The sequence below is a fragment of the Micromonospora olivasterospora genome, from assembly GCF_007830265.1.
Taxonomy (GTDB): domain Bacteria; phylum Actinomycetota; class Actinomycetes; order Mycobacteriales; family Micromonosporaceae; genus Micromonospora; species Micromonospora olivasterospora.
This window is the reverse complement of the sequence record NZ_VLKE01000001.1, coordinates 6,454,002-6,476,040: the sequence shown is the minus strand read 5'-3', so window position 1 is coordinate 6,476,040 and position 22,039 is coordinate 6,454,002. Positions and strand designations below refer to the sequence as shown.

Sequence of the window (22,039 nt, the reverse complement as noted above, 5' to 3'; positions counted from 1 at the left end):
CCAGCGTGGTCGCGCAGCCCGGCATGCCCGATGCCGTCCGCATCTATGAGGTCGGCCCGCGGGACGGCCTGCAGGCCGAGAAGCAGCTCGTCGCCACCGACGTGAAGCTCGAGTTCATCCGGCGCCTACTGGCGGCCGGCCTGCGAACCATCGAGCTGACCAGCTTCGTCTCACCGAAATGGGTACCGCAGCTGGCCGACGCCGCCGACGTCGTCGCCGGCGTCGACCTGGACTCGGCCCGGCACCCGGTCCTCGTGGCCAACGAGCGAGGGCTCGACCGCGCGCTGGCCAGCGGTGTCCGGGAGATCGCCGTCTTCGCCAGCGCCACCGAATCCTTCGCCAAGAACAACCTGAACCGCTCGGTCGACGAAGCGCTCACCATGTTCGAGCCGGTCGTGCGGCGCAGCCGCGACGCGGGCGTCGCGGTCAGGGGCTACATCTCGATGTGCTTCGGCGACCCCTGGGAGGGACCGGTTGCGCTCGCCAAGGTCGTCCACGTAGCCGAACGGCTCATCGACATGGGCGCGACGAGCCTGTCCCTCGGCGACACGATCGGCGTCGGCACGCCCGGGCACGTGCTCGCGCTCGTCGAACGCCTGGAAGCAGCAGGCATCCCCCGTGGCGTCCTGGCCATGCACTTCCACGACACCTACGGACAGGCGTTGGCCAACGTGCACGCCGCGCTGACCGCGGGAATCACGGAGTTCGACGCGTCGGCCGGCGGGATTGGCGGCTGCCCCTACGCACAGAGCGCCACCGGCAACCTCGCCACCGAAGACCTGGTCTGGATGCTCACCGGCCTGGGCTACCACACCGGCGTCAACCTCGAGCAACTCGTCGAGGCCAGTGTCTGGATGGCGAAGCACCTGAGACGGCCGAGTCCCTCGCGCGTGGTGCGGGCCATGGCCTCGACCGGCGACCGGGGCCAGGCCTGACGCCCACCAACCGCGGCTACCTCCGCCGGCGCTCAACACCACCGAGGTGACGGCCTTGCTCGACCACTTGGGCGCGCATCGCCGCCTTGGCCCGGAACCGTGAGCGTTGGACCTCTCGTTTCGAGTGCACGCCGAGTAGGGCCAGCAGCGACAGGTGAAGCTCGTTGCTGGCGTCGACCGGTCCGTTGGGCTCGGGCAGCCACAGCCGCACGCCGTGCAGGTGGAACAGCGGCGCGAGGTCGCGGAACCGGTTGCCGTAGAAGGCTAGCTCGAACTCTCCCACGACCACCGCGTCGAACCTCCGGCCAGGGTCGGCGAGAGCTGCCAGCAGTCGGGCGGCTTGCGGGCGACGTGGCCAGGGCACCTGGCGGGACTCGCCTACGTCGAAGAACTCGACCACGATCACGCCATGCAGGCTCCTGGGATGTCTTTCAAGATCTGTAGTGCCGACGACCAGTTGACCAGCGTTACCGTTGGTCTGGAGTTGAAAACTACGCCTGGGTCGGGTAGCCGAAGTTTTGTGTCCACCAGGGGCCGCTGTCGAGGTGCAAGCCGACGCCAATAACGGAGAATTCGGGATTTAGTAGATTAGCGCGATGTCCAGGGCTGTTCAGCCAGGAATGAATCACCTCGTGCGGCAGCCGCTGACCCCTGGCAATATTTTCTGCGGCGGGCTGGGCGTACCCGTGTGACCGCATCCGGTCGAAGGGCGTAACGCCATCTGGGTCGTTGTGGGAGAAGAAGCCGCGCCGCGCCATGTCGGCGCTGTGGCTGCGCGCCGCCTGGCGAAGCAGTTCATTGATTTTCAGCGGGGGCACGCCAGCCTTGGCTCTGGCTTGGTTCGTCAAGCGCACCACCGTGTCCTCGAGGTGGGTCCGGTAGTTGTCAGGGCCGATGCTGACCGCCGGCCGAGCAGACCGAGTGTGCGCGGCCCCGCCGGAGCTCGCCACGAAATAGTCGTCATCTTCGTCCACCTCATGAGACCGTCTCTGTGGCGGCACGCTCGTCGTCGTGTTCGCGGCTCCCCGGAACTTCGCGACCGAGCCGTCCCGACGTTTACGCTTCTTACTCCTCGGCATGTCCTGTCCTCTTCGACTGTCGCTGCTCACGGATCCGCTTGTAGATGATCCACCAAGGTTGGAGTGCGGCGGCTGCGCGGCCCCACGGGGCCCGCTCGCGCCGTCGTCCGGGGCCGCGCGGCTGGGGGCTCCGCTGGCGCTTCACACCAGCCGCGCGGTCATCCTCCCACGTCGGCGCGGGAACCAGGCGCCGAAGCCGGCCGGCTACGTGGCGGGCGAGGCCGAGGCGCTGGGCGAGACCCGGGCGTGCGGTGACGGGGACCGCGGGGGCACAGTCGACCCCGTCCACGACGGGCTTGGGGCTCGCAGTCCCGCCGCAGCGCCATCCACGCATGGCGCGGTCGCCACGCCGGTGAGCTCTCGCGTTGCTAATAGATATTAGCGTCTTGACGCCTCCGAGGCCACGCGCGCAGACTCGTCAACCAGCGAAGCCGTCCACACCAGACACTCGCCCAGCGACGTCGAACACCACCCGCTGACCCGTCACGGCCCGCTTCCGCTACCTCTTCGGCCCATCCCACGAACGGAGGAACCGCGATGGCGCGTGTCCCGGAAGGCTCCTTCACCCGACGCACCCTGCTACGCGGCGCCGTCGGCGGCCCCGCAGCGACCGGCACCGCCCTCACCGCCGCACCCACACCCGCACTCGTCGCACCAGCCGCCTTTCCCAACTGCCGATACGTCCGCGACGCCTTCACTGGACCAGTAGTGCGCTACAACCCACCGGGGCGCGGGCCGGGCCGGTGAGGTGGTAGTTGAGCTGGGTGAAGATCGATGCAGTATCAGTCGGGGCAAATGGTTGCCGGATACGCAGCGGTTGCGCGCCGCGCGAAACCGTATGACGCGACGAGGGTCTATCCCGTTGATCGTCTCTGGGATATGGTGAGGCAACATGCGTTGCTGCTCTTCGCATTCCCCGCTAAGGCATGTCCAACCCTGTCGCCAGGGAGGACTACACCTGCCTACCAACCCGTTGGTCACTATCCGTAGAAGGCGGTGCGGCGACAATGGTCGACTTGAGCACGGTTAAGGACATGGATTCAACCACAACGCCTTATGGTCATCTTCTTTTCATGCACAGTGACAATGCGGAGGCGGAGCGGTTGACCGCCCTGGCTGGAGCGTTCGACCAGGACACCATTCACAGGCTCGAACGCTTCGGCATCCAGCCCGGCTGGAACTGTTTGGAGATCGGATCTGGCGTCGGCACCATCGCACACTGGCTGGCGACCCAGTGTCCTCACGGCGAGGTAATCGCAGCCGATCTCGATACCAGCTTGATCCCCGAGGGAGGACGTCCGTCGAACCTGCGAGTCATCGCGCACGATGTGACTGTCGACGACTTCCCGGAGGGCAGCTTCGAACTGATCTGTTCCAGGTTTGTGTTCGAGCACCTCATCGACCGTGACGCCGTGCTCGCCAAGGTGGTGCGCTGGCTGGCCCCAGGTGGCTGGCTGCTCCTCGAAGACACGGGGCCGTTCCCGTTCGACTCATCGCCGAACCCGCTGTACCGCAAGGTCAGCAAGGCGATCATGGCGGTCGCCACCAAACGGATGGGAAGTGACTACGGCTGGTCTCGGTCATTCCCTGCGCAGTTGCGCGCGAATGGGCTGATCCATACGGGGATCCACGCCTCCAGCCATGGTGTTGGAGGCACGCCGATGGGACGAGCGTGGCGGCTGACCGCCGAGCACATCGCGGCCGATCTGGATGCGCAGTTCGGGATCACTGCAGCCGATCTTGCGGAGTTCGCCGACCAGGTTGAGAGTCCTTCGTTCGATGACCTGTGCATCGCAAGTGTCGCGGCATGGGGGCAGCGTCCCCCCGTGCCGACCATGCCCGTGCCGCGACAAAACTGATTTTGCGGACGTCGCCGGGGACCAGCCGGATGGTCACCCTCGTAACACGTCAATCCACGCGCTTACGTGCTCTATCGCGGATGCTGACGGCGTCGCAGCCGCGCCGCGAAAACAGGTCGACCGCCTCGTCGATCTTCCTGTCGGGGTCAAAGGTCTTTCCGCGTGGCATGAATCCAGCCTACCTCCATTTGGAGCGATCGTTCCAAATGCGCTAGGTCTTGCGGCCGGTTCTTCCAAAAACGATCGCTCCAAAGTAGATGAAGGCAGGAAGGGCGAGGGATGACGACGAGAAGGATGCTGATCACCGGCGCGTCAAAGGGAATCGGGTACTCCCTGGCGGAGCGGCTGGCGGGCCTCGGCCATGAGCTGGTCGGCCTGGCACGGTCCGCACCCGCAGAGTTTCCCGGGGAGTTCTACGAGGTGAACCTGGCCGACCGCAGGGCGACGGACGTCGCGCTGGAGAAGGTGCTCTCCGGCGGTCCCGTCGACGCCGTCGTCAACAACGCCGGGATAGGTCGTGCGGGCATGATCGGCGCGGTGGACCTCGACGACCTGGCCGAGCTCTACGACCTGCACGTCAGGGCCGCGGTTCAAGTGACGCAGGCGGCATTGCCGTCGATGCGGGCGCGAGGGTGGGGCCGGATCGTCAACGTCTCCAGCGTGGTGACGGTGGGCCTACTGGACCGCACGGCGTACGGGGCGGCGAAGGCCGCCCTGGAATTCTGCTCCCGGGCCTGGGCGAACGAACTCGGCCCGGCGGGGATCACCGTCAACTCGGTCGCTCCCGGGCCGACGGAGACCACGCTGTTCTGGCAGCACAACCCCGAAGGCTCGGAAAGCGTCGCCCGGTACCGCGCCGCGTCGCGGGTGGGCCGGTTCGGCCGCCCGGAGGAGATCGCCGCCGCGATCGCGTTCCTGCTGTCGGACGAGGCCGGCTACATCACCGGCCAGACGCTGCGCGTTGACGGCGGCGGCAGCCTCGGCGGAGCGTGAACTGGGCGATGTCCGCCGACGCGATGAGCCCTGATGGTCGACAGCGAGGGGGGCAGACATCTCGACGACGACGTCCGGCGCAGCATCGGCGAGGGATGGAAGCTGCTTGATTCGTCCCTCGCAGCTATCGCCAACGCATCGCTAGGACTGCCCCGAGTTGTCAGCCGATCTTGACTCACGAGAAGACGCGGCACCGCGGCACCGTGATCCGCTGCCTGGCCTTCAGCGGCCTTCGGGCCCCGCCTCTACGGCTGTTCGGCTGGGCCTGGTCCAGAATTCGTGGCTGGGCGCTCGGGGTCGCTGCTGCGATCTATCTGCTGTTTGACCTCCGCGCCCGGCTTGTCGCCCAGCCGTACGCCCAGCGCCTGCTCCAGCCGCCCGCCGCCGGCGTACGAAGAGATTCGCGAAGAAGAGCCGGTCTCGCGGGTTCGGCTGCCCGACGGCGGGCGGGCCTGGGTCGTCAGCCGCCACGAAGACGTGCGAATTGTGTTGAACGACCGGCGGTTCAGCGCAGACCGGCAGCATCCGGACTTCCCGCAGCTGGTCCGGGGCGAGGCAGCGTCCCGGCGGCCGGACGAGGAGCGCATTCTGATCGCTATGGACGCGCCCGAGCACGGTCCGGCGCGCAAGGCCGTGCTCGGCGAGTTCACGGTGCGCCGGTTGGAGGCGCTGCGGCCGCGGATCCAGGAGATCGTCGACGGGCAGGTCGACGCGCTGCTTCGAGTCTCGGTCAGGGATCATGTGAGTTCCGGCCGTACTCGGCGGACTGCTGGCCGACGGGTCGAGCGCCGGTGGGCTGGAGAGCCAGGCTATTACCATGGTCGCCGTGGCCGTGACCGCTAGCCTGGCGGGTCTTCGGGCGAACGCGGTGGTCGTCCGGGTCGATCCGCTCGCGGAGCTTGGGTCGATGCTTCATGCGATCACTCACGGTGATCACCATCCGCGGGGACAGCGGGTGCGCGGTGTGGCGTACGCCGACGAGCGGCAGGGCGAGCTGCTCGCCCGCGCGCGGCACTTCTTGCCCCTGTACGGAGCGATTCGTGCTCGTTACCTCATGCCGGTGAGTCTGGCTGGCCGTCGGCTGGCCCAGATCGAGGATCGACTCGACGAACTGGGCGCGATGAACCTTGACGCGTTCGTCGAGCAGTCCGCGCCGTCGCTCATCGAATTTTCCAGAGATATCGATGTGCGTCACCTCCGGACGGACTGTCAGGCGCGGCGCGAGTTCTTCCGCAGGGTGGAGCGGCTGTCGCTGTCCCGGCTGGAGTTGGCGGTAGAGATCGTCGAGCGGCCGGCCGCCGCGTTGGCCGGCCTACGGGACTTCCTGCACGCCGTGACCAACGACTGGTTCCACGAGGAGTGGGCGCAGCTGGCATCGCGCCTCGTCGACGACGCGCGGCGCAAGGAGAACGACCTCGCCCGGCGTGGGGTGTCGGCAATCGTGTCGGTGAGCCCCACCGCGGCGCTCCGGCGTGATCCGGACCGGGTGGTTTTCGACAAGGTCAACCAGGCGATGGTGAAGCCGGCAGGGAGTGGCTTGATCGTCGTCCCCTCCTTCTACCTTGCCCCCCATCTGATCATCAAGCACGACCCCGGGCTGCCTGTCGTCATCGCGTACGCCATCGGCCCGGCGGCCGGGGACGGCCTGGACGTGACCATGAAGCGGCTCAGCGCGCTTCACGACGGCATGCGCATCCAGATCTGCCGCGCGATCCTGCGTACCCCACGGACGACGGTCGACCTCGCCCACAAGATGCGCATGACCGAGCCTCAGGTCTCGCGCCACCTTCGGGCGTTGCGTGAGGCGGAACTGGTGACGGCGGAACGCCGGGGCCGGCACGTCTACTACTCGCTCGAGACGCAGGGGCTGTCCGAGCTCGGTACCCAGGTGCTCGCGCTGCTGTATCGCTGACCGGCCCCGCGCCTGCCGTCGCGGGCGCCCCACGGCCGCGCCTGCCGTTGCGCCCTCCCACGGCCGCGCCTGCCACGGGGTACGAGCCGTGGCCGCGCCAGCGGTCGGGGAGGCGTGCCGGCGCGCCCTGTTCGACGGCGTCGGCGGCGCATCCCGTCCACCCCATCGAGCTCGTCGACGGGGTGGGGAACCCCGCGGAGGGGACGTTGAACGTCATCCGGTGGCTGGTCACCCACGGCTACCGCGACGAGGAGATCGCCGCGGTCTGCGGCGGCAACATCCTGCGGGTCGCGCGGGCGTGCTGGCCGCGCTGACCGCAGGATCGACTGGAAGGCAGGACAGGCGAGTTGACCACCTCTCCCGACCCGGCAGACGGCCCCCCGGCCGCCGGCGGCTCAGCGGCCGGGTACCCCGCAGCCGGCGGCCCGGCAGGGCACCGGACGATCCGCGTCGCGGTCATCGAGGGCGACGGCATCGGCCCGGAGCTGATCGAGTCCGCGACCACCGTGATGACCCGCGCGGTCCGCGGCGCCGGAATCACACTGGACCTGGTCACCGAGCGCGGCGGCGCCGGCCTGTACGCCGAGACCGGGGACAACCTCGAACCGGGTGCCCTGGACCGGTTCCGCAACAACGTCGACGCTGTCCTCAAGGGACCGGTCGGCCTGCCCCAGGTGCGTCGTCCCGACGGCACCGAGGCGGGACTGCTCGGCGGTGTGCTCCGCACCGGCCTCGACACGTACGCCAACGTGCGCCCGGTCCGACTGCTGCCCGGGGTGCGCACGCCGACCATCCACCGTCCCGGCGACATCGACTACGTCATCGTCCGGGAGAACACCGAGGGGCTCTACCTGTCCCGCGGCCTCGGCGTGGGCACCCGCGACGCCTGCGTCGACCAGCTTTTCGTGTCCCGGGCCGGGGTGGACCGGGTCGCGAGGTTCGCCTTCGAGTTGGCGCGAACGCGGGACGGCGCCCCGGCGGACGGCACCCGGCGGGTCACCCTGGTCGACAAGAGCAAGGTGCTGCGCTCGTTCGCCCTGTTCCGCGAGGTGACGATCGAGGTCGCCGCCGAGTATCCCGACGTGGAGCTGGATTTCCGGTACTCGGACGCGGCCGCGCACGACCTCGTCATGACGCCGCGGCACTTCGACGTGGTGCTCACCGAGAACTTCGTGGGAGACCTGCTCAGCGATCTCGGCGCCGCCACCGTCGGCGGACTGGGCATGTGCCCCAGCGGGAACATCGGCCTTGGTACCTCGTACTTCGAGCCGGTGCACGGCAGCGCGCCGGGCATCGCGGGGCGTGACCTGGCGAACCCGATCTCGCAGATCCTCAGCGCGGCGATGCTGCTCGAGCATCTGGGCGCGGCCGAGGCGGCCGGACGTGTCCGCCGGGCCGTCGAGTCGGCGCTCGCCGACGGGGCCGTCCAGATCGAGCCGACCGGGTGCCCGCGCGGCGGCACCCGCGCCGTCACCAGCGCCGTACTGGACCACCTGCCATGATCACCTCGCCGAAGGGTTCCGCCCCAGCCCGGAACGGGGCGTTGGACGAGCCATGGGACGTCGTGGTGATCGGCGGCGGCAACGCGGCCCTGGTGAGCGCACTCAGCGCCCGTGACCATGGCGCCCGGGTGCTGTTGCTGGAGCGCGCGCCAACGGTGTTCCGCGGCGGCAACAGCCGGCACACCCGCAACATCCGCTGTGTCCACGACTACACCGACGCCTACTACACCGGGCGCTACACCTATGACGAGTTGTGGACCGACCTGGGCGGCGTCGGCACCGGGCCGAGCAACGAGGCGCTGGCCGCGTTGACCGTGCGGGAGTCGGAGACCGTACCGCGCTGGATGACCGACCACGGCGTGCGCTGGCAGCCCGCGCTGACCGGAACCCTGGCCCTGGCTCGTACCAACCGCTTCTTCCTCGGTGGCGGCAAGGCGCTGGTGAACAGCTACTACCGGGCGGCCGAGCGGGCCGGAATCGTGGTCCTGTACGAGGCGAGCGTCGAGCAGCTGGGCTTCACGGGCGATGCCTGCACCGAGATCGTCGTTCGGGTGGCCCAGGGGCGGCGGCGGGTACGCGCGAAGGCGGTGGTCTGCGCCAGCGGCGGCTTCGAGGCGAACATCGACTGGCTCCGGCGGTACTGGGGCGACGCCGCGCTGAACTACCACGTGCGCGGCCCGAAGTACAACGACGGAACGGTCCTCGCCCAGCTGCTGGACGCCGGCGCGGAACGAGCCGGCGAGGAACGCGGCTTCCACGCCATCGCGGTGGACGCACGCAGCCCGAAGTTCGACGGGGGCATCGCCACCCGGCTGGACACCATCCCGTTCGGAATCGTGGTCAACCGGGACGGGCGGCGGTTCTACGACGAGGGCGAGGACATCTGGCCCAAGCGGTACGCCATCTGGGGACGCAACATCGCGGTGCAACCCGATCAGATCGCGTACTCCCTGTGGGACAGCAAGGTGCACGGACTGTTCCTTCCCCCGATGTACGGGGTGTCGGCGGCGCCGAGCATCGGCGAGCTGGCCTCGCGGTTCGACCTCGATCCGCTTGCGGTCGAGGAGACCGTCGCCCGGTACAACGCGGCGGTCGACCGCGGCCCGGGCGGCCGGTTCAGATGGCGGAGCGGGACGGCTTGTCCACGGTCGGCCTCGATCCGCCCAAGAGCAACTGGGCCCAGCGCATCGACCGGCCGCCGTTCTACGGCGTGGCGATGCGGCCGGGGATCACCTTCACCTACCTCGGTGTGGCGGTCACCGAACAGGCACACGTCCGGCGCCAGGACGGCGGCGTGTTCCGCAACGTCTTCGCTGCAGGGGAGATCATGTCGGGAAACATTCTGTCGACCGGGTACCTGGCCGGTTTCGGGATGACCATCGGAACGGTGTGGGGACGCATCGCCGGTCGAGAGGCGGCGCGCCATGCCCGTGGATGACCTGTTCGCCGAGGCCGAGCGGCAGCTCACCGTCTGCAACTCCTGCCGGTACTGTGCCGGATACTGCCCGGTCTGGCCGGCGCTCGAGCTGCGGAGCACACTGACCCGGGGCGACATCACCCACCTGGCCAATCTGTGCCACGACTGCCGGGACTGCTTCAGCGCCTGCATGTACACCCCGCCGCACGAGTTCGACCTGAATCCGCCGAAGGTGTTCGCACAGGTACGGGAGGAGACGTACCGCAGCTACGTGTGGCCCTCCACCGTGCCCGGATGGATGCACGGCTGGCGTGGCGTCGCCGGCTGGTTCGTGGCGATCTTCGTGCTGCTCGTGGCGCTCAGCTCTCTCACCGGCGGTGCCGGGGACTCCACGGGTGCGCACCCGGGTTCGCCGTACGAGATCCTTCCGCACCTCGTGATGGTGGCCGTGGTGGCGGCGCCCAGCCTCTGGACAATCGTCGTACTCGCGGCGGCGGTGTCGCGCTACTGGCGCGACACCCACGGCAGGCTGCGGGACCTCACCCGGCCTAAAGTGTGGGCGCGGACCCTGGTTCAGGGAGTGCAGTTGCGGCACATGCGGGGTGGCGGCCAGGACTGCGACTATCCCGCCGACGTGCCGAGCCCGCTACGGCGTCGTCTGCACCTGGCGGTCACCTACGGGTTCGGCCTCTGTCTGGTCTCCACCACCTCGGCCGCGTTCATGCAGGAGTTCCTGCACCTGATGCCGCCGTACCCGTACCTGTCCGTGCCGGTCATCACGGGGACCATCGGCGGGTTCGGCATGGTCGTCGGCTGTGCGGGGTTGATGCTGCTCAAACGGCGCACCGCCCCGGAACTCGGCACGCCGTCGATGCGACGAGCCGACTACGGTCTGCTGTGGGCGCTGCTGATCCTGTCGGTGACCGGGCTGCTCACCCTCTTCCTGCGAGCGGCCCGATGTTCGGCCCGATCCTGGTGGCGCACCTGGCCGCGGTCATCGTCGCCTTCGCCATCACGCCGTACACCAAGTTCGTGCACTGGATCTATCGCCTGCTGGCTATCTATAAGGACAATGTGGATAAGTCGACATGAAGTCCGGCTGTGGTGCGGGAGCCGCGCAAGGCCCTGCCGGCCACGACCTGCAACAACAAGGGACGTAGCTGAGCCACGGCGCGTCGATGTCCATCCCGTCCAGCGGACGCCACCGGGCGGCAGGCGATGGCAGGCAGACCCGCCGCGCGAGCCTGTTCCGCCACCTGGGCCACGAGCTGATCGTCAACCCCGTCTCCTGCCGGCCGCGCCGGTCCACGCTTCGCCACCTGGTCAGTATCGACCTCGGTGATCACGACATCCGTCATCAGGTGCTGCTCCTTGATCAGGAGTCACACCGTTCGTTTACCGCCCCGCGCGTACGTGACCTTCGTCGACCGGGCTACAGCGTGGGCACCGGTATGGGGCCGGAAGAGGAGGATTGGGCTCGTGCGTGCCATCGGCCGCCAGAGCGACTGACGTTGATCGGATGGTGGAAGGCTCGCGAGATCTCCTCGGACGTGACGACGACCTCGACCGGGCCGCTGGCGGTGATTCGGCCGCCGGAAATGAGCAGCGCGTGTGTTGTCGTTGCTGGCAGTTCTTCCAGGTGGTGCGTGACAAGTATCGACGCCAGGTCGGGCGAGGTGTTGGGGAGATTGTCGATCGTTTCAAGCAGTTGCTCACGTGCGGCGACGTCAAGGCCAGTCGTTGGTTCGTCGAGGAGAAGGAGTCGGGGTTCACAGGCCAGGGCGCGAGCGATGAGCGTGCGGCCCCGTTCACCCTGCGAGAGGGTCGGCCAGGTTGCTGTTCGGCGTTGAGCCAGTCCTACTGAGGCGATGAGTGAGTCGGCCCTCTCGATCTGCTCGACCGTCGGCGTCCATCGCGGTGGCGTCTCGATCGTGCCCGTGAGGCCGGTGAGCACGACCTCGCGGACCGACAGTGGCGAACGTAGCGGATGGCGCGGATTGACGTGGCCGATGTCGCGGCGTAGAGCCTGCAGTTCGACGCGTCCGAGCCGGCGCCCCAGCACTTCGACAGTGCCGGAGGTGGGGTGGGTCTGTGCGCCACAGAGGGAGAGGACCGTGCTCTTGCCAGCGCCGTTCGGTCCGAGGAGCGCCCAGTGCTGTCCGGCGCGAACGGTGAGGTCGATGCCGCGGACGATGGTGTTCTCGTTGCGTCTGAAGGTCACGTTTCGCAGGTCGAGAACGGTGGTCATCACGTGAGGCCCTCTTGAAGTGATCGGAGGTGTGCGCGGCTCAGCGCCCGAGCCGCGTCGGCGTCGCGAGCGACGATGGCGTCGAGCACCCAGACGTGCGCATCATGGTCGGCGTCGTCGCCGAAGTGGCCCCGGATCCGGAGCATCTCGACCATCGCCTCGCGCAGGCGGGGCACGAAGTCGTCGAACAGTCCGGCCAAAATCTCGTTGTGTGAGGCCGCGATGATGCTGCGGTGAAACGCCATGTCGGTGCCAACATGCTCTTCGATGGCGGCACGCTGCTCCCGGCGGCGCTCGAGGGCGCGGCGCATCGCGCGTAGGTCGGCGGGTGTCCGCCGCTCGGCGGCCAGTGCTGCGGCCTCTCCTTCGATCGCGATTCGTGCCTCGATGACGGCGCTGATGTCTGCCCGTCGCAGAATCAGGTCCCAGTCCTCAGGGGCGTCGAGCGCGGTGACGAAGACGCCTGCACCTTGTCGGGACTGCAGCACTCCGCGGCCCGCCAGTTGCCGGATGGCCTCGCGCACGGTCGACCGGCCGACACCGAGCTGGGGCGCCAGAGTCGTCTCGCCAGGAAGCTTGGCGCCGAGTTCCCACTCGCCTGACCGGATGCGTGCGAGGAGGAGCCCGGCAGCTTGGTCGGCCAGCGATGTGCGTCTTACCTGTTCCACGTACCGGATACTACTCCTCTGCTTGTCTGAGGAGTTGTGCTATGGTGCCGATGTGCTGACGCAGATGGCGCTCCTCCTTCGTCGCCACGGTGGGGCCTAGTCGGACCGGCTCCCCTCCGTGGAGCCGACACGTGCGCCGGTTCGCCCTCCGATAGATTCCGAGAAGGAACGGCCATCATGTCTGCATTCCCCACCATCGCCACGCCAGCCGGCCCGGTTCCGTACGACGCACCGGCCTGGAACCGCCAGCGGCACTCGCAGATGCCGTCGCACCGCTACCGCGACGTCTACGCCCGGGTCGAGATCCCGCTCACCGAGCGTGAGTGGCCGAACTGCCGCCTGACACGGGCGCCGCTGTGGGTGCCGGTCGACCTCCGCGATGGCAACCAGGCCCTGCCCGAGCCGATGGACCCGGCCCGCAAGCAGCGGTTCTTCGAGCTGATGGTGGCGATGGGCTACAAGGAGATCGAGGTCGGCTATCCGTCGGCATCACAGACCGACTTCGATTTTGTCCGCCTCATCGCCGAGGCCGACATCGCCCCCGACGACGTCACGATCGTGGTCTTCACCCCGGCCCGCCGCGACCTGATCGAGCGGACGGTGGAATCAGTCCGGGGCATCGCGAACCCCGTCGTGATCCACATGTACACCGCGACCGCACCGGTTTGGCGTGACGTCGTGCTCGGTCATCCGGCGAGTGAGCTGAAGGAGCTGATCCTCGCCGGTGGACGTGACGTCCTGAAACTCACCGAGGGGATGCCGAACGCGAGGTTCGAGTTCTCGCCCGAGGTCTTCAACCTGACTGAGCCCGACTACGTCCTCGACATCTGCGACGCCATCACGACGCTGTGGGATGCCGCGCCGGAGCGGCCCGTGATCCTCAACCTGCCGGCGACCGTCGAGATCGCGACCCCGAACGTGTACGCCGACCAGATCGAGTACATGCACAAGAACCTCACCCGCCGCGAAAGCGTCATACTCTCGGTCCACCCGCACAACGACCGCGGCACTGGCATCGCCTGCGCCGAGCTTGCCGTACTTGCCGGAGCGCAGCGCGTCGAGGGCTGCGTCTTCGGCAACGGTGAGCGCACCGGCAACGTCGACATCGCGACGCTGGCGCTCAACCTGCACGCACAAGGCGTCGACCCGATGATCGACTTCTCCGACATCGGCGAGATCCGCCGCACCGTCGAGCACTGCAATCAACTCGAGCTGCACCCCCGCCACCCCTACGCCGGCGACCTCGTCCACACAGCCTTCAGCGGTACCCACCAGGACGCCATCAAGAAGGGCTTCGCCGAGCACCACGCCCGCGCGACCGTCCAAAGGCGCCCGGAGCGGGAGATCGAGTGGCGGGTGCCGTATCTGCCCATCGACCCTGCCGACATCGGACGCTCCTACGACGCCGTCATCCGGGTCAACTCCCAGTCCGGAAAAGGCGGCATCAGCTACCTCTTGGAGACCCGGTACGGCATTGAACTGCCGCGCCGGCTCCAGATCGACCTCGCACGACACGTGCAGTACCACACCGACGCGACCGGCACCGAGCTGTCGGCCGCCCAGCTGTGGGCGATCTTCCAGGAGGCGTACCTGTCCGACGGGACAATCGCCGACGTGGCGCTGATGAGCTACGAGACCACCGAAGCCGGCGGGCGAGTCACCACCACCGTCACACTGCGCGTGGACGGCGAGGTGCACACGAGCACCCACAGCGAGACTGGCCCCGTCGAGGCGCTCACCTCGGCACTCGCCGCCCACGGCCGACCCGTCGACGTCCTGAGCCTGCATCAGACCAGCATCCGGGCCGGCAGCGACAGCGACGCACTCACCCTCCTGGAACACCGGGCCCCCGACGGCATCAGCTGGACGGGCGGCGTCGACCGCTCCGTGCTCACCGCCACGCTGAACGCGGTCATCCGCGCGGCAAACTCGACGGCAAGCGCCCTGGCAGGTCGAAGATGACCTACCACGGGAGAACCGCGATGACCGTCGGCCTGTGTCGCGGCTAGCCTAGCCAGCCTTGATCACTTGTACGTCGGCGCAGGCGAACGGCAGGCTGAGGCCGACCGTGGCCTCCGTCGCATCATCGACCAGACCAGTGATGCTGAACGTACCGTGGGGCCGGTCCGCGGCGGTGGCGTCGACGGTCGCCGTTCCGCTGAACGCGTCGCCGGGTTCGAGGGACCGCATCGTGACCCCGGCGGGCTTCTCCTGACCGGAGAACGCCTTGCCGAAGGCGTCGAGCACGGTTGACTTGTGGTTGAGCATCAAGATGTTGAAGTCGCTGCCACTGCCGTCCACCGTGTACTTTTCGTTCTTGCCCACCAGCGTGACGGTGGCCAGTCCGCCGATCTTCGCCCTGGTGTCGAAGTAGAGGCTGACGTTCAGCGTGTCGTCGCCGAGTCTGATGCACATCGTCGTCGCCGACCAGCCGGTGGTGGGACCCGGCAACCCCTTGCCCGTGAGCGCGATTCCGTCGATTCCGGCCTTCATCACCGTGCCCGTACACAATGCGCGGTCGCCCTTGAGCGCGACGAAGGCCAGTGTGCCTGCCCGCTCCAGCAACAGACCCGGCACGATTCCCGCGATGGCCGCGCCGGCCGATCCGGGTGGCAGCGACAGGCGATCCGCCACTCGCCACTGCCCGGCCGACAGCATGGCGTCCATCTGCGGGCAGGTCATGGCACCCACCAGGCGCAGGTGATCGTCGGCGGCCGGGACGGCGGAGACGAGCGAGGCGTCGTAGTAGAGGCCGGGGTAGCCGGCCACCGACACGTTGGCGCCGCCGATGGTGTTGCCGGTGCGGGGAGCGGCGGCCGGCGCCTGGTTGTCTCTGCAGGCGGACAACCCGAAGGCCAGCGCCGCGGCGATCACGATCCGGAGGCTACGGCTACGCGTTGTCGTATTCATACGTCACCTCCGGGCAGCGGGGGTCGGAGGTGACTCGCACGGCGGGCCAGACCAGATCCCCGAACGGGAACGGGTTGCCGGCGACGAGCATCTCGACCTCGCCGACGGGCCGGCCCACCCGCTTGTCGTCCAGGATGACGGCGCTGTTCGCCGAGGCGGGCGGGTAGAACGTCAGCACACCGTCGAGGAACTGCTTGCCGCCCTCGCCCTTCATGATGGGGAACGGATTGGGTTGTCCGGCGTTGCCCATGACCGAGACCCTGGCTCGGCCGCCGGGGTATTCGTCGGCGACCGGGACGCCGATGAGCCGGGCGAGGCGAATCCATTCGGTGACCGAGCCGCCGAAGCCGCCCGTACCCTTGAATGGTCCTTGGATGCCGCTGCAACTGACCAGATCGACATACGCGTCGGGGATCGCGGCGAGGATCAGCTCGATGCGCCCGTGGCCCTTGGCCACGATGATGTCGCTGCCGTGGTAGTCGACGCCGACGGTGATGGACTGTTCCGGCAGGCCCGCGCGCGTGAGCGCGTCCTTGACCAGGTCGAAGATCTTCGAGACGGCGAAGCCGGCCGCGCCGCTGCCGAGAGCGAACAGGTCGCCCAGCTCGAACGGGAAGTTCTCCTTGTCCATCTTTGCGATGAAGGTGGCCGATCCCTTGAGTTTCTCGCCGGTGCCGGCCGGCTTCTCCACCGGGGGTTTGACTTCGAGCGTCGAGACGCCGTCCGCGCCGGTCTTGCCGCCCTTGGTCATCTTGGTCGAGTCGGCGGAGACCGCGACGAGGTAGGCGCTGCCGCCCTTCTGGATCGTTCCGCGCTGATCCTGTTCGCTGGACCACTTGATGGTGAAGCCCTCCAGCGGCCCGGCCTTCGGGATCGACAGACCGGCCAGCGAGTAGCACTCCAGCTTGTCGGCAGCGATCTTGATGTCGAATTCGGCCTTCGCGGTGAGCGTCACGTGCTCGGCTCGGCTGCCCGCCTGGTGCTTGAAATGCGTCGACGTTTTGTCGGAGGTCAGGGTCAGCCGCGCGCCGAGCATGAGCATGATGACGCTGAGCGTCGCGCCGGCCTTCCCGTACGCCTCGGACGCCCTGTCGAAGATCTCCTTGGCGCCTTCCTTGAGCACCGCACCGGCCAGCCGGTCCTTCAGCTGGTCCTTGAGGAAGTCGCTGTTGGCTTTGGTAGCGACGTTGTCCGTTTCGAACAGCGTCGTGAAGACCTCGCACGGACCCTTGTCGTCGTCGGCTCGGGCAACGACGAACGCGCCCGCGGCCAGTCCGAGCGCGGTGGCCTTCGTCGTCGACTTCCGCACCATTCCGAACCGGCTGGTGGCGTGCGCGAGCAGCAGCACGGTCTGCAGAGGGTCGAGATAGGTGGTGGCCACGGCGGCGGCGGGGTAGAGCACCTGGCCGCGCCGGGCCGACAGCGCGCGTACGACGGCTGCGGCGGTCGTGAACGCCGGCTGTTCACCGTCGAGCTTTCCCCAGCCGGCCAGCGCGTTGGTGACCTGTGCGAAGGTCAGCTTCCTGGTGGTGAGCCCCAATGACGTCAGCAGGGTGGCCCACTGGTCGACGGCGTACCGGTCGCGGGCGCGGGTCGCGGTGACCAGCGCCGGGATCAGCTCGGCGTAGACCGGAGAGTCGTAGAGCACCAGCGCATCCGGCATGGCGACCACCGGCCCGCCAGAGGACACGATCGGTACGCCACTGCGGCGCAGCAGCTCGGCCGCGGCGGCGACGGATTGGTCCGGCGTACCGTCGAGCACGATGTCCACGAGGCGTTCGGCGGCCTCGACGGCATCCGGCGGCAGATCCTGGGCGACCGTCGACATCGCGCCGGCCAGCTCGGACACCTTGGCCGGCTCGGACGAGTCGTCGGTGCAACCGGCGAGCACGAGGCTCACCGCGAGTACGGCCGCCACCAGCCGGGGCGGACGGAGTTTGAAAGGTCGCAAGCGGATTCTCCTGGGCAACGAACCGGAAGATCCACGATATGACCGCACCCGTGATCCGGAATCCCGGAAACCCCTAACGTTTGCCCGCGGGGAAGCGGTGTGCGAGCTCGGCGCGCGATCGTACCGCGAGTTTGCGGTAGATCCGCGAAAGATGCACCTCCACCGTGTTCTCGGTGAGGAACAGCTCGGCGGCGATCGCACGGTTCCTCGCTCCGCGCGCGGCCAGGGCGGCCACCCGCTCCTCGGCGTCGGTCAGTTCCGTCGTGGCGACCCGGCCACCGATGCGAGCGATCTCGGCGCGTACCCGCTCGGCCCACACCGGTGACCCGAGTTCTTCGAAGATGGCCAGCGCGTCGTCGAGTGCTTCGCGGGCAGCCCGCTTCATCCGGGCCCGGCGCCGGATCGCGCCCAGCGCCAGCAGCGTGCGTCCGGACTCGTACCGGTCGGGCGAACGCTGATGCAGCCGGGCTGCTGCGCTCATGGTGTCCAGAGCGCCCGGCAGGTCACCGCGCGAAGCCTGCAGCAGGCCGGCGCACCGGGCCGCGGTCGCCTGCGCGGTCGGGCGGGCGTAGGCGTCGGCGTTCGCGGCGTAGATGCCGTGGTACCGGGTGGCCAGATCGGGTTCGCCCACCGCCATGAGGGACTCGATCGCGTCCGGCCACAACGGGAACACGGTCGGCTCCCGCCAGCCCAGAGCGATCAGATGATCGGGCATCTCCCGCAGCAGCCGGGCGGCCTCGGCCCATTCGCCGAGCGCGACGGCGGCATGCGCCAGCACACCGGTGTTCTGGATCCGGTAGAGCTCGTCGCCGCCCGCTTCGGCGAGCTGTCTTCCTTCCGCCGCAAGGGATCTGGCTCGGACGAGGTCTCCTTGGCGTACGGCCACCATCGCCTCGGCGTAACGGGCCAGTCCCGGCTGGCCGTGCGCCGCGTCCCGGGTGAGCAGGCTGCAACGGCGCGCGTGCGCGGCCGCGGCGTTCCAGTTGCCGGCCCGGCACTCCAGTTCCGCGACGTGCACGAGCATCGCGGCCTGCGCCCACTCATCTCCACCCGGCGCCGCCATCGCCAGCGCCGTGAGGAACTCGGTACGCGCCTCGTCGAACCGATCCTCGAGCATGAGCCGATGACCGGCCCAGAACACCGGGTGCTCATATATGGAGTCGACCCGGCTGGTACGCGACAGTGCGACCGCCTGGTCGAGCCGGGCGGTCGTCGTCGGCCCCGCGAAGTTCTCCAAGACGGCCAGGCCGGTCAACACCTCGATGGGGCAGGCGTCGCCGAGCAGGTCGACGGCGTTGCGGGCGTGCTCCCGGGCCACCGTCACGTCGGCTCGGGTGCTCAGCAGCAGCAGAGCCAGTTGCGCGTGGGCGAACCCGGCCCGTTCGCCGCCGGCCGCGATGTCGGCGTCGAAAGCCGCGCTGTCCCGGCTTCGGGCGTCCACGTCGGCCGGACCGTACTCGGGCGTGCCGGGCCGGCCCGCGGCTGCGGTGCAGCCCATGATCTCCAGGGCGCGCTGGGGATTGCCGCCGGATGTCGCGTGCAGATGCAGCAACTGCGGCCGGGCCAGGTCGACGCCGAAACAGGAGCGTGTCAGCCGATGCAGCGATCCCAGCCCGAGCGGACCGAGGACCAGTTCGGACCAGGCCCGGCGGCCCAATGCGGCGACGACCGGGTGCGGCTGTACGCCACCGATGCCGACCCCGCTCAGCAAGAACACGACCGCTTCGGCCGCACATCGACGGGCCACGTAGGACAGCGCGAGGGCAGTGGGCGCGTCGAGCCACTGCAGGTCGTCGACCGCGATCACCACTGGGCGTACGGCGGCCAGAGCGCGTACGACACCGAGAAACCCGTACGCCACCGCCCGCTCGTCCGGCGCAGTGGGTGTCGGATCGGCCGTCAGAGTCGCCACCGCCATTGCATGCCGCTGCGGCGGTGGCAGACCGTCGAGCACAGCCGGATCGACCGCGGCGAGCAGATCGCTCAGGCCCGAGTACGCCAGGTGGCGTTCGGCCTCGGCCGGTGCGCACTGCAGCAGCTCGTGCGTACCGGTGGCCCGGATCTGGTCCGTCGCCGCGCCGCACAGGGCCGTCTTGCCGATGCCATGGTCGCCGGTGATCACGAGACCTCGCTCCACCGGCTGCGGCTGTAGCAGCGAAGTGATCCGAGCCAGCTCGTCCACGCGCCCGACGACGCCCGTCGTACCCATGTGCATCCTGTCGTGCTGGTGAAACGCCTTGCCTAGGGCCCGCTGCACGCCGGCCGGCACGCAGCGCCGCGACTTTACCGAACACCGCGGAGTGCTGGTCATCAGCTGACCAGCCGAGATCCTCTCCGGCCAGCAGCGCTTCCTTCCACATCCGCATCGCTCGTCTCGACCCATAGCCCGGAACCGCCGACCTGTCCGGCCGAGGTTCACCCGGCCGGTATCGGTATGGTGCGACGACCGCCGCACTGCTGGGTCAACTAGACGTGGCATCAGTACTACTGACTGTTGGGCGGTACTGCCTCGACGAGGTGCTGCGGTCGTCGCGGAGCTGGCCGCGGCGCTGGCGACGCGTGGGGCGCTGCGCAAACCCACCCGCGGGCCGTGGGGGGCGGCACTGGCCGGCCTGGTGGTCGGGGCGATGGCCGCAGCGCTGCCCGGCCCGGGAGGTGGATGGTGGCTGCCCGTCCCACGAGGATCCGCCGCGAGGATCGGGATTTCGTTCGCACGGGCTGCCCGGCGGTCGTCGAACTGCCGGGCAGCCGTGTTCGTGTCGATCAGGTGTCAGCAGCCGGGTCCGATGCTGACGCGGGCGAGGCGGGTGGCCCAGTTCCCGCCGACGAAGTACTGCTGGGCGAGGAGGGCGGTGCTGCCGGCGGGGCAGGTGCCGCTGGCGGGGACGGGGTCGACGTGGACGCTGGAGTAGTCACCGAAGCGGGTGTTGGTGGTGGTGTTCGACCCGGTGACCAGGGTGATGTCGCTGCCGGTGAGGGCGGGCAGGCCGCCTCCCGGGAGCACGCCGTTGAAGGTGGTGGAGGTGTTGGTGCAGGTGGTGGCGCCGGTGTCGGTGTAGGCCCAGTTGAGCCAGATGTTGAACGAGTTCGGGGCGGTTTCGAAGGCGCCGAGGGATGGGTTGAAGTCGTCGCTGGTGCCGCTGTGGAAGGCGTTGGCCACGGTCACGGTGTTGGTGGCGGTGTTGATGGCTCCGTAGCGGACGCCCGGGAAGCCGCCGATGTTCTGGCCGTGGGTGAACCAGACGAAGGTCGAGTTTCTGGCCTGTACGGGCGCCCAGGCTATGCGGCCGTCGAGGGGGTCGAGGGTGACGGTGGTGCCGCACTGGTTGACGCGCCTGCTCGGGGCGGCGTAGGCGGAGGCGATGGTGGCCTGGAGTACGAGGGTGGTGCCGGGTCCGGCGCTGTTGTTCATGCGGTAGAGGTTGTAGCCGGTGCCGGGGACGCCGGCGACGTAGTAGGTGTTGGCGGTGGCGGCGATGGGGATGCCGGTGACGGTGACCGGTGCGGTGGAGAAGGCGACGGAGAAGGCGGGGAAGCTGACCGCGCCGCCGACGTACAGCTGTGCCTTGGACACCGACCAGGCGGTGGAGTTGACGTAGCCGGGGTTGAAGTTGTTGGTCGAGGACAGGATCGCCGTCCGGTCCTGGCCGAGGTACGGGTAGTCCAGCAGCATTCCGTTGGGGAACAGGGCGCCGGTGAAGGTCAGGGTGTAGACGAAGTAGCTGCCGCAGGCGTTGCTGGTGGTGCTGGCGGCCAGGAACAGCCGCGGGGCGGCGCCGGCGGTTCCGCTGGTGGTGGCGATGATGACGAACCGGTTGTTCAGGTTGTCGTAGATGGTGCGCGGGTCGAACACGTTGGTGGTGCCGAGCCCGAGCCACCCGGCCAGGGTGTTGGTGCACTGGAGTACGCCGGTCTTGCTGAACACGGTGACCCGCCGGTTGACGGTCTCCATGATCTGGGTGGTGCCCACGCTGGCGTTGATGTCGGACGGTTGGGCGCCGCCGCCGCCGGCCTGGTCGATGCCGGCGAAGTTGGAGTTGATGGTGGTCGGTGACGGCGCGCGCGGTTGTCCGCTCGGTCCGGTGTTCGGACCGTCCGGGATGCGGGCGCTGGTGGCTGCGGCGGACGGCTTGGCGGCCTTGCTGATGCCGGCGGGCAGGGTGGCGCCGGTGGGCTTGCCGTCGACACCCAGGACGGGGTGGTCGGCAGTCGTGGCGGTTTGGCGGGCCGGTGAGTTGGTGCGCTGGTCGATGAGCTTCGGGGTGGCGTAGCCGCGTCCGGCCGGGGCGATCGCGACCTGCGCCGCTGGTGCCGTGGGCGGGCTCGCTGCGGCGACGTCGACGGTGACGAGCAGGCTCGCCAACAGGGCTGCGCACCCTGTGGCGGCCATGGCGTTACGTAGTCTTCCCACTGTTTCCCTCGTTTCGAGGCACGGACGGATGTGATCGTGAGTAGCGGGAAGCTTCCCGACAGTGAAGATGCCAGGCGTCGAGGCGTCGGCATAGGCGATTGTCGGGTTTTGACAGTTACGGTGAGTGGCGATGGGCGTGCAAGTCGGCGGATTC

General features: G+C 68.7%; 18 protein-coding genes and 2 pseudogenes. 12 read left to right on the top strand and 8 right to left on the bottom strand.

Annotation, left to right across the window (positions count from 1 at the left end; translation table 11 throughout):
• Positions 1–5 precede the first annotated feature (5 nt).
• Positions 6–935 carry a hydroxymethylglutaryl-CoA lyase gene (locus JD77_RS29235; protein WP_246141080.1) on the top strand — a complete coding sequence of 310 codons (930 nt, stop codon included), beginning with the start codon at positions 6–8 and terminating at the stop codon, positions 933–935.
• Between the two features lie 16 nt (positions 936–951).
• Here JD77_RS29235 and JD77_RS29230 read toward each other — a convergent pair whose 3' ends face one another.
• Together JD77_RS29230 and JD77_RS29225 are read right to left on the bottom strand one after the other, a co-directional pair.
• Positions 952–1,341: a hypothetical protein gene (locus JD77_RS29230; protein WP_145777067.1), complete on the bottom strand. Its 390-nt coding sequence runs from the start codon at positions 1,339–1,341 to the stop codon at positions 952–954.
• 85 nt (positions 1,342–1,426) lie between these two features.
• A complete protein-coding gene (locus tag JD77_RS29225) occupies positions 1,427–1,909 on the bottom strand; it encodes a CAP domain-containing protein (protein WP_211372736.1) in 483 nt (160 codons plus the stop codon).
• A 1,121-nt stretch (positions 1,910–3,030) separates the two neighbouring features.
• On the opposite strand from JD77_RS29225, the gene JD77_RS29220 reads away from it, so the two are divergent.
• From JD77_RS29220 to tcuB, 9 genes and pseudogenes are all read left to right on the top strand, one after another.
• Positions 3,031–3,873: a class I SAM-dependent methyltransferase gene (locus tag JD77_RS29220; RefSeq protein ID WP_170286591.1), complete on the top strand. Its 843-nt coding sequence runs from the start codon at positions 3,031–3,033 to the stop codon at positions 3,871–3,873.
• Positions 3,874–4,152: 279 nt separating this feature from the next.
• On the top strand, positions 4,153–4,866 hold the full coding sequence (locus JD77_RS29215) for an SDR family oxidoreductase (protein WP_145777065.1): 714 nt from the start codon (positions 4,153–4,155) through the stop codon (positions 4,864–4,866).
• Positions 4,867–5,352: 486 nt separating this feature from the next.
• A complete protein-coding gene (locus JD77_RS33095; RefSeq protein WP_211372735.1) occupies positions 5,353–5,709 on the top strand; it encodes a hypothetical protein in 357 nt (118 codons plus the stop codon).
• Positions 5,693–6,778 (top strand): ArsR/SmtB family transcription factor, encoded by a 1,086-nt coding sequence (locus JD77_RS29205; protein WP_170286590.1) that lies wholly within the window; start codon positions 5,693–5,695, stop codon positions 6,776–6,778. Before JD77_RS33095 ends, JD77_RS29205 begins: the two co-directional genes overlap by 17 nt.
• A gap of 206 nt (positions 6,779–6,984) precedes the next feature.
• Complete coding sequence (locus JD77_RS33090) at positions 6,985–7,092, top strand: membrane dipeptidase (RefSeq protein ID WP_211372734.1); 108 nt, start codon at positions 6,985–6,987, stop codon at positions 7,090–7,092.
• 33 nt (positions 7,093–7,125) lie between these two features.
• Positions 7,126–8,280 (top strand): isocitrate/isopropylmalate dehydrogenase family protein, encoded by a 1,155-nt coding sequence (locus tag JD77_RS29200; RefSeq protein WP_211372733.1) that lies wholly within the window; start codon positions 7,126–7,128, stop codon positions 8,278–8,280.
• Positions 8,277–9,371 (top strand): annotated as a pseudogene (gene tcuA / locus JD77_RS29195) (FAD-dependent tricarballylate dehydrogenase TcuA); the annotation flags it as partial. The gene JD77_RS29200 and the pseudogene tcuA, both read left to right, overlap by 4 nt.
• A gap of 29 nt (positions 9,372–9,400) precedes the next feature.
• Positions 9,401–9,718, top strand: coding sequence for an FAD-binding protein (locus tag JD77_RS35785; RefSeq protein ID WP_425463579.1), 318 nt, complete (start codon positions 9,401–9,403; stop codon positions 9,716–9,718).
• Positions 9,705–11,039 carry a tricarballylate utilization 4Fe-4S protein TcuB gene (tcuB, locus tag JD77_RS29190; protein ID WP_145777063.1) on the top strand — a complete coding sequence of 445 codons (1,335 nt, stop codon included), beginning with the start codon at positions 9,705–9,707 and terminating at the stop codon, positions 11,037–11,039. The genes JD77_RS35785 and tcuB overlap by 14 nt, the downstream gene beginning before the upstream one ends.
• A gap of 90 nt (positions 11,040–11,129) precedes the next feature.
• Here the strand turns inward: tcuB and JD77_RS29185 are convergent, their stop codons facing one another.
• Both JD77_RS29185 and JD77_RS29180 read right to left on the bottom strand, forming a co-directional pair.
• Positions 11,130–11,945 (bottom strand): ABC transporter ATP-binding protein, encoded by an 816-nt coding sequence (locus tag JD77_RS29185; RefSeq protein WP_211372732.1) that lies wholly within the window; start codon positions 11,943–11,945, stop codon positions 11,130–11,132.
• On the bottom strand, positions 11,945–12,613 hold the full coding sequence (locus JD77_RS29180) for a FadR/GntR family transcriptional regulator (RefSeq protein ID WP_145777061.1): 669 nt from the start codon (positions 12,611–12,613) through the stop codon (positions 11,945–11,947). The genes JD77_RS29185 and JD77_RS29180 overlap by 1 nt, the downstream gene beginning before the upstream one ends.
• 177 nt (positions 12,614–12,790) lie before the next feature.
• Here JD77_RS29180 and JD77_RS29175 point away from each other — a divergent pair, with 177 nt between their 5' ends.
• Positions 12,791–14,575: a 2-isopropylmalate synthase gene (locus tag JD77_RS29175; protein WP_387228668.1), complete on the top strand. Its 1,785-nt coding sequence runs from the start codon at positions 12,791–12,793 to the stop codon at positions 14,573–14,575.
• 48 nt (positions 14,576–14,623) lie between these two features.
• Here the strand turns inward: JD77_RS29175 and JD77_RS29170 are convergent, their stop codons facing one another.
• From JD77_RS29170 to JD77_RS29160, 3 genes are all read right to left on the bottom strand, one after another.
• A complete protein-coding gene (locus JD77_RS29170; RefSeq protein ID WP_145777060.1) occupies positions 14,624–15,487 on the bottom strand; it encodes a hypothetical protein in 864 nt (287 codons plus the stop codon).
• A gap of 16 nt (positions 15,488–15,503) precedes the next feature.
• Complete coding sequence (locus JD77_RS29165) at positions 15,504–17,474, bottom strand: hypothetical protein (RefSeq protein WP_145777059.1); 1,971 nt, start codon at positions 17,472–17,474, stop codon at positions 15,504–15,506.
• Positions 17,475–17,547: 73 nt separating this feature from the next.
• Complete coding sequence (locus JD77_RS29160; protein WP_170286589.1) at positions 17,548–19,683, bottom strand: helix-turn-helix transcriptional regulator; 2,136 nt, start codon at positions 19,681–19,683, stop codon at positions 17,548–17,550.
• A 310-nt stretch (positions 19,684–19,993) separates the two neighbouring features.
• Between JD77_RS29160 and JD77_RS35280 the strand changes: the two are divergent.
• Positions 19,994–20,158 (top strand): annotated as a pseudogene (locus tag JD77_RS35280) (metal-dependent hydrolase); the annotation flags it as partial.
• A gap of 86 nt (positions 20,159–20,244) precedes the next feature.
• Here JD77_RS35280 and JD77_RS29150 read toward each other — a convergent pair.
• Entirely contained in the window at positions 20,245–21,837 is a 1,593-nt protein-coding gene (locus tag JD77_RS29150) for a hypothetical protein (protein WP_145777057.1), read from the bottom strand.
• Positions 21,838–22,039 lie beyond the last annotated feature (202 nt).

Coding starts and splice junctions, on each gene's coding strand:
- tcuB (WP_145777063.1), top strand. CDS start 9,705: ATGCCCGTGGATGACCTGTTCGCCGAGGCCGAGCGGCAGCTCACCGTC.
- JD77_RS29175 (WP_387228668.1), top strand. CDS start 12,791: ATGTCTGCATTCCCCACCATCGCCACGCCAGCCGGCCCGGTTCCGTAC.
- JD77_RS29160 (WP_170286589.1), bottom strand. CDS start 19,683: ATGGGTACGACGGGCGTCGTCGGGCGCGTGGACGAGCTGGCTCGGATC.
- JD77_RS29215 (WP_145777065.1), top strand. CDS start 4,153: ATGACGACGAGAAGGATGCTGATCACCGGCGCGTCAAAGGGAATCGGG.
- JD77_RS35785 (WP_425463579.1), top strand. CDS start 9,401: ATGGCGGAGCGGGACGGCTTGTCCACGGTCGGCCTCGATCCGCCCAAG.
- JD77_RS29185 (WP_211372732.1), bottom strand. CDS start 11,945: ATGACCACCGTTCTCGACCTGCGAAACGTGACCTTCAGACGCAACGAG.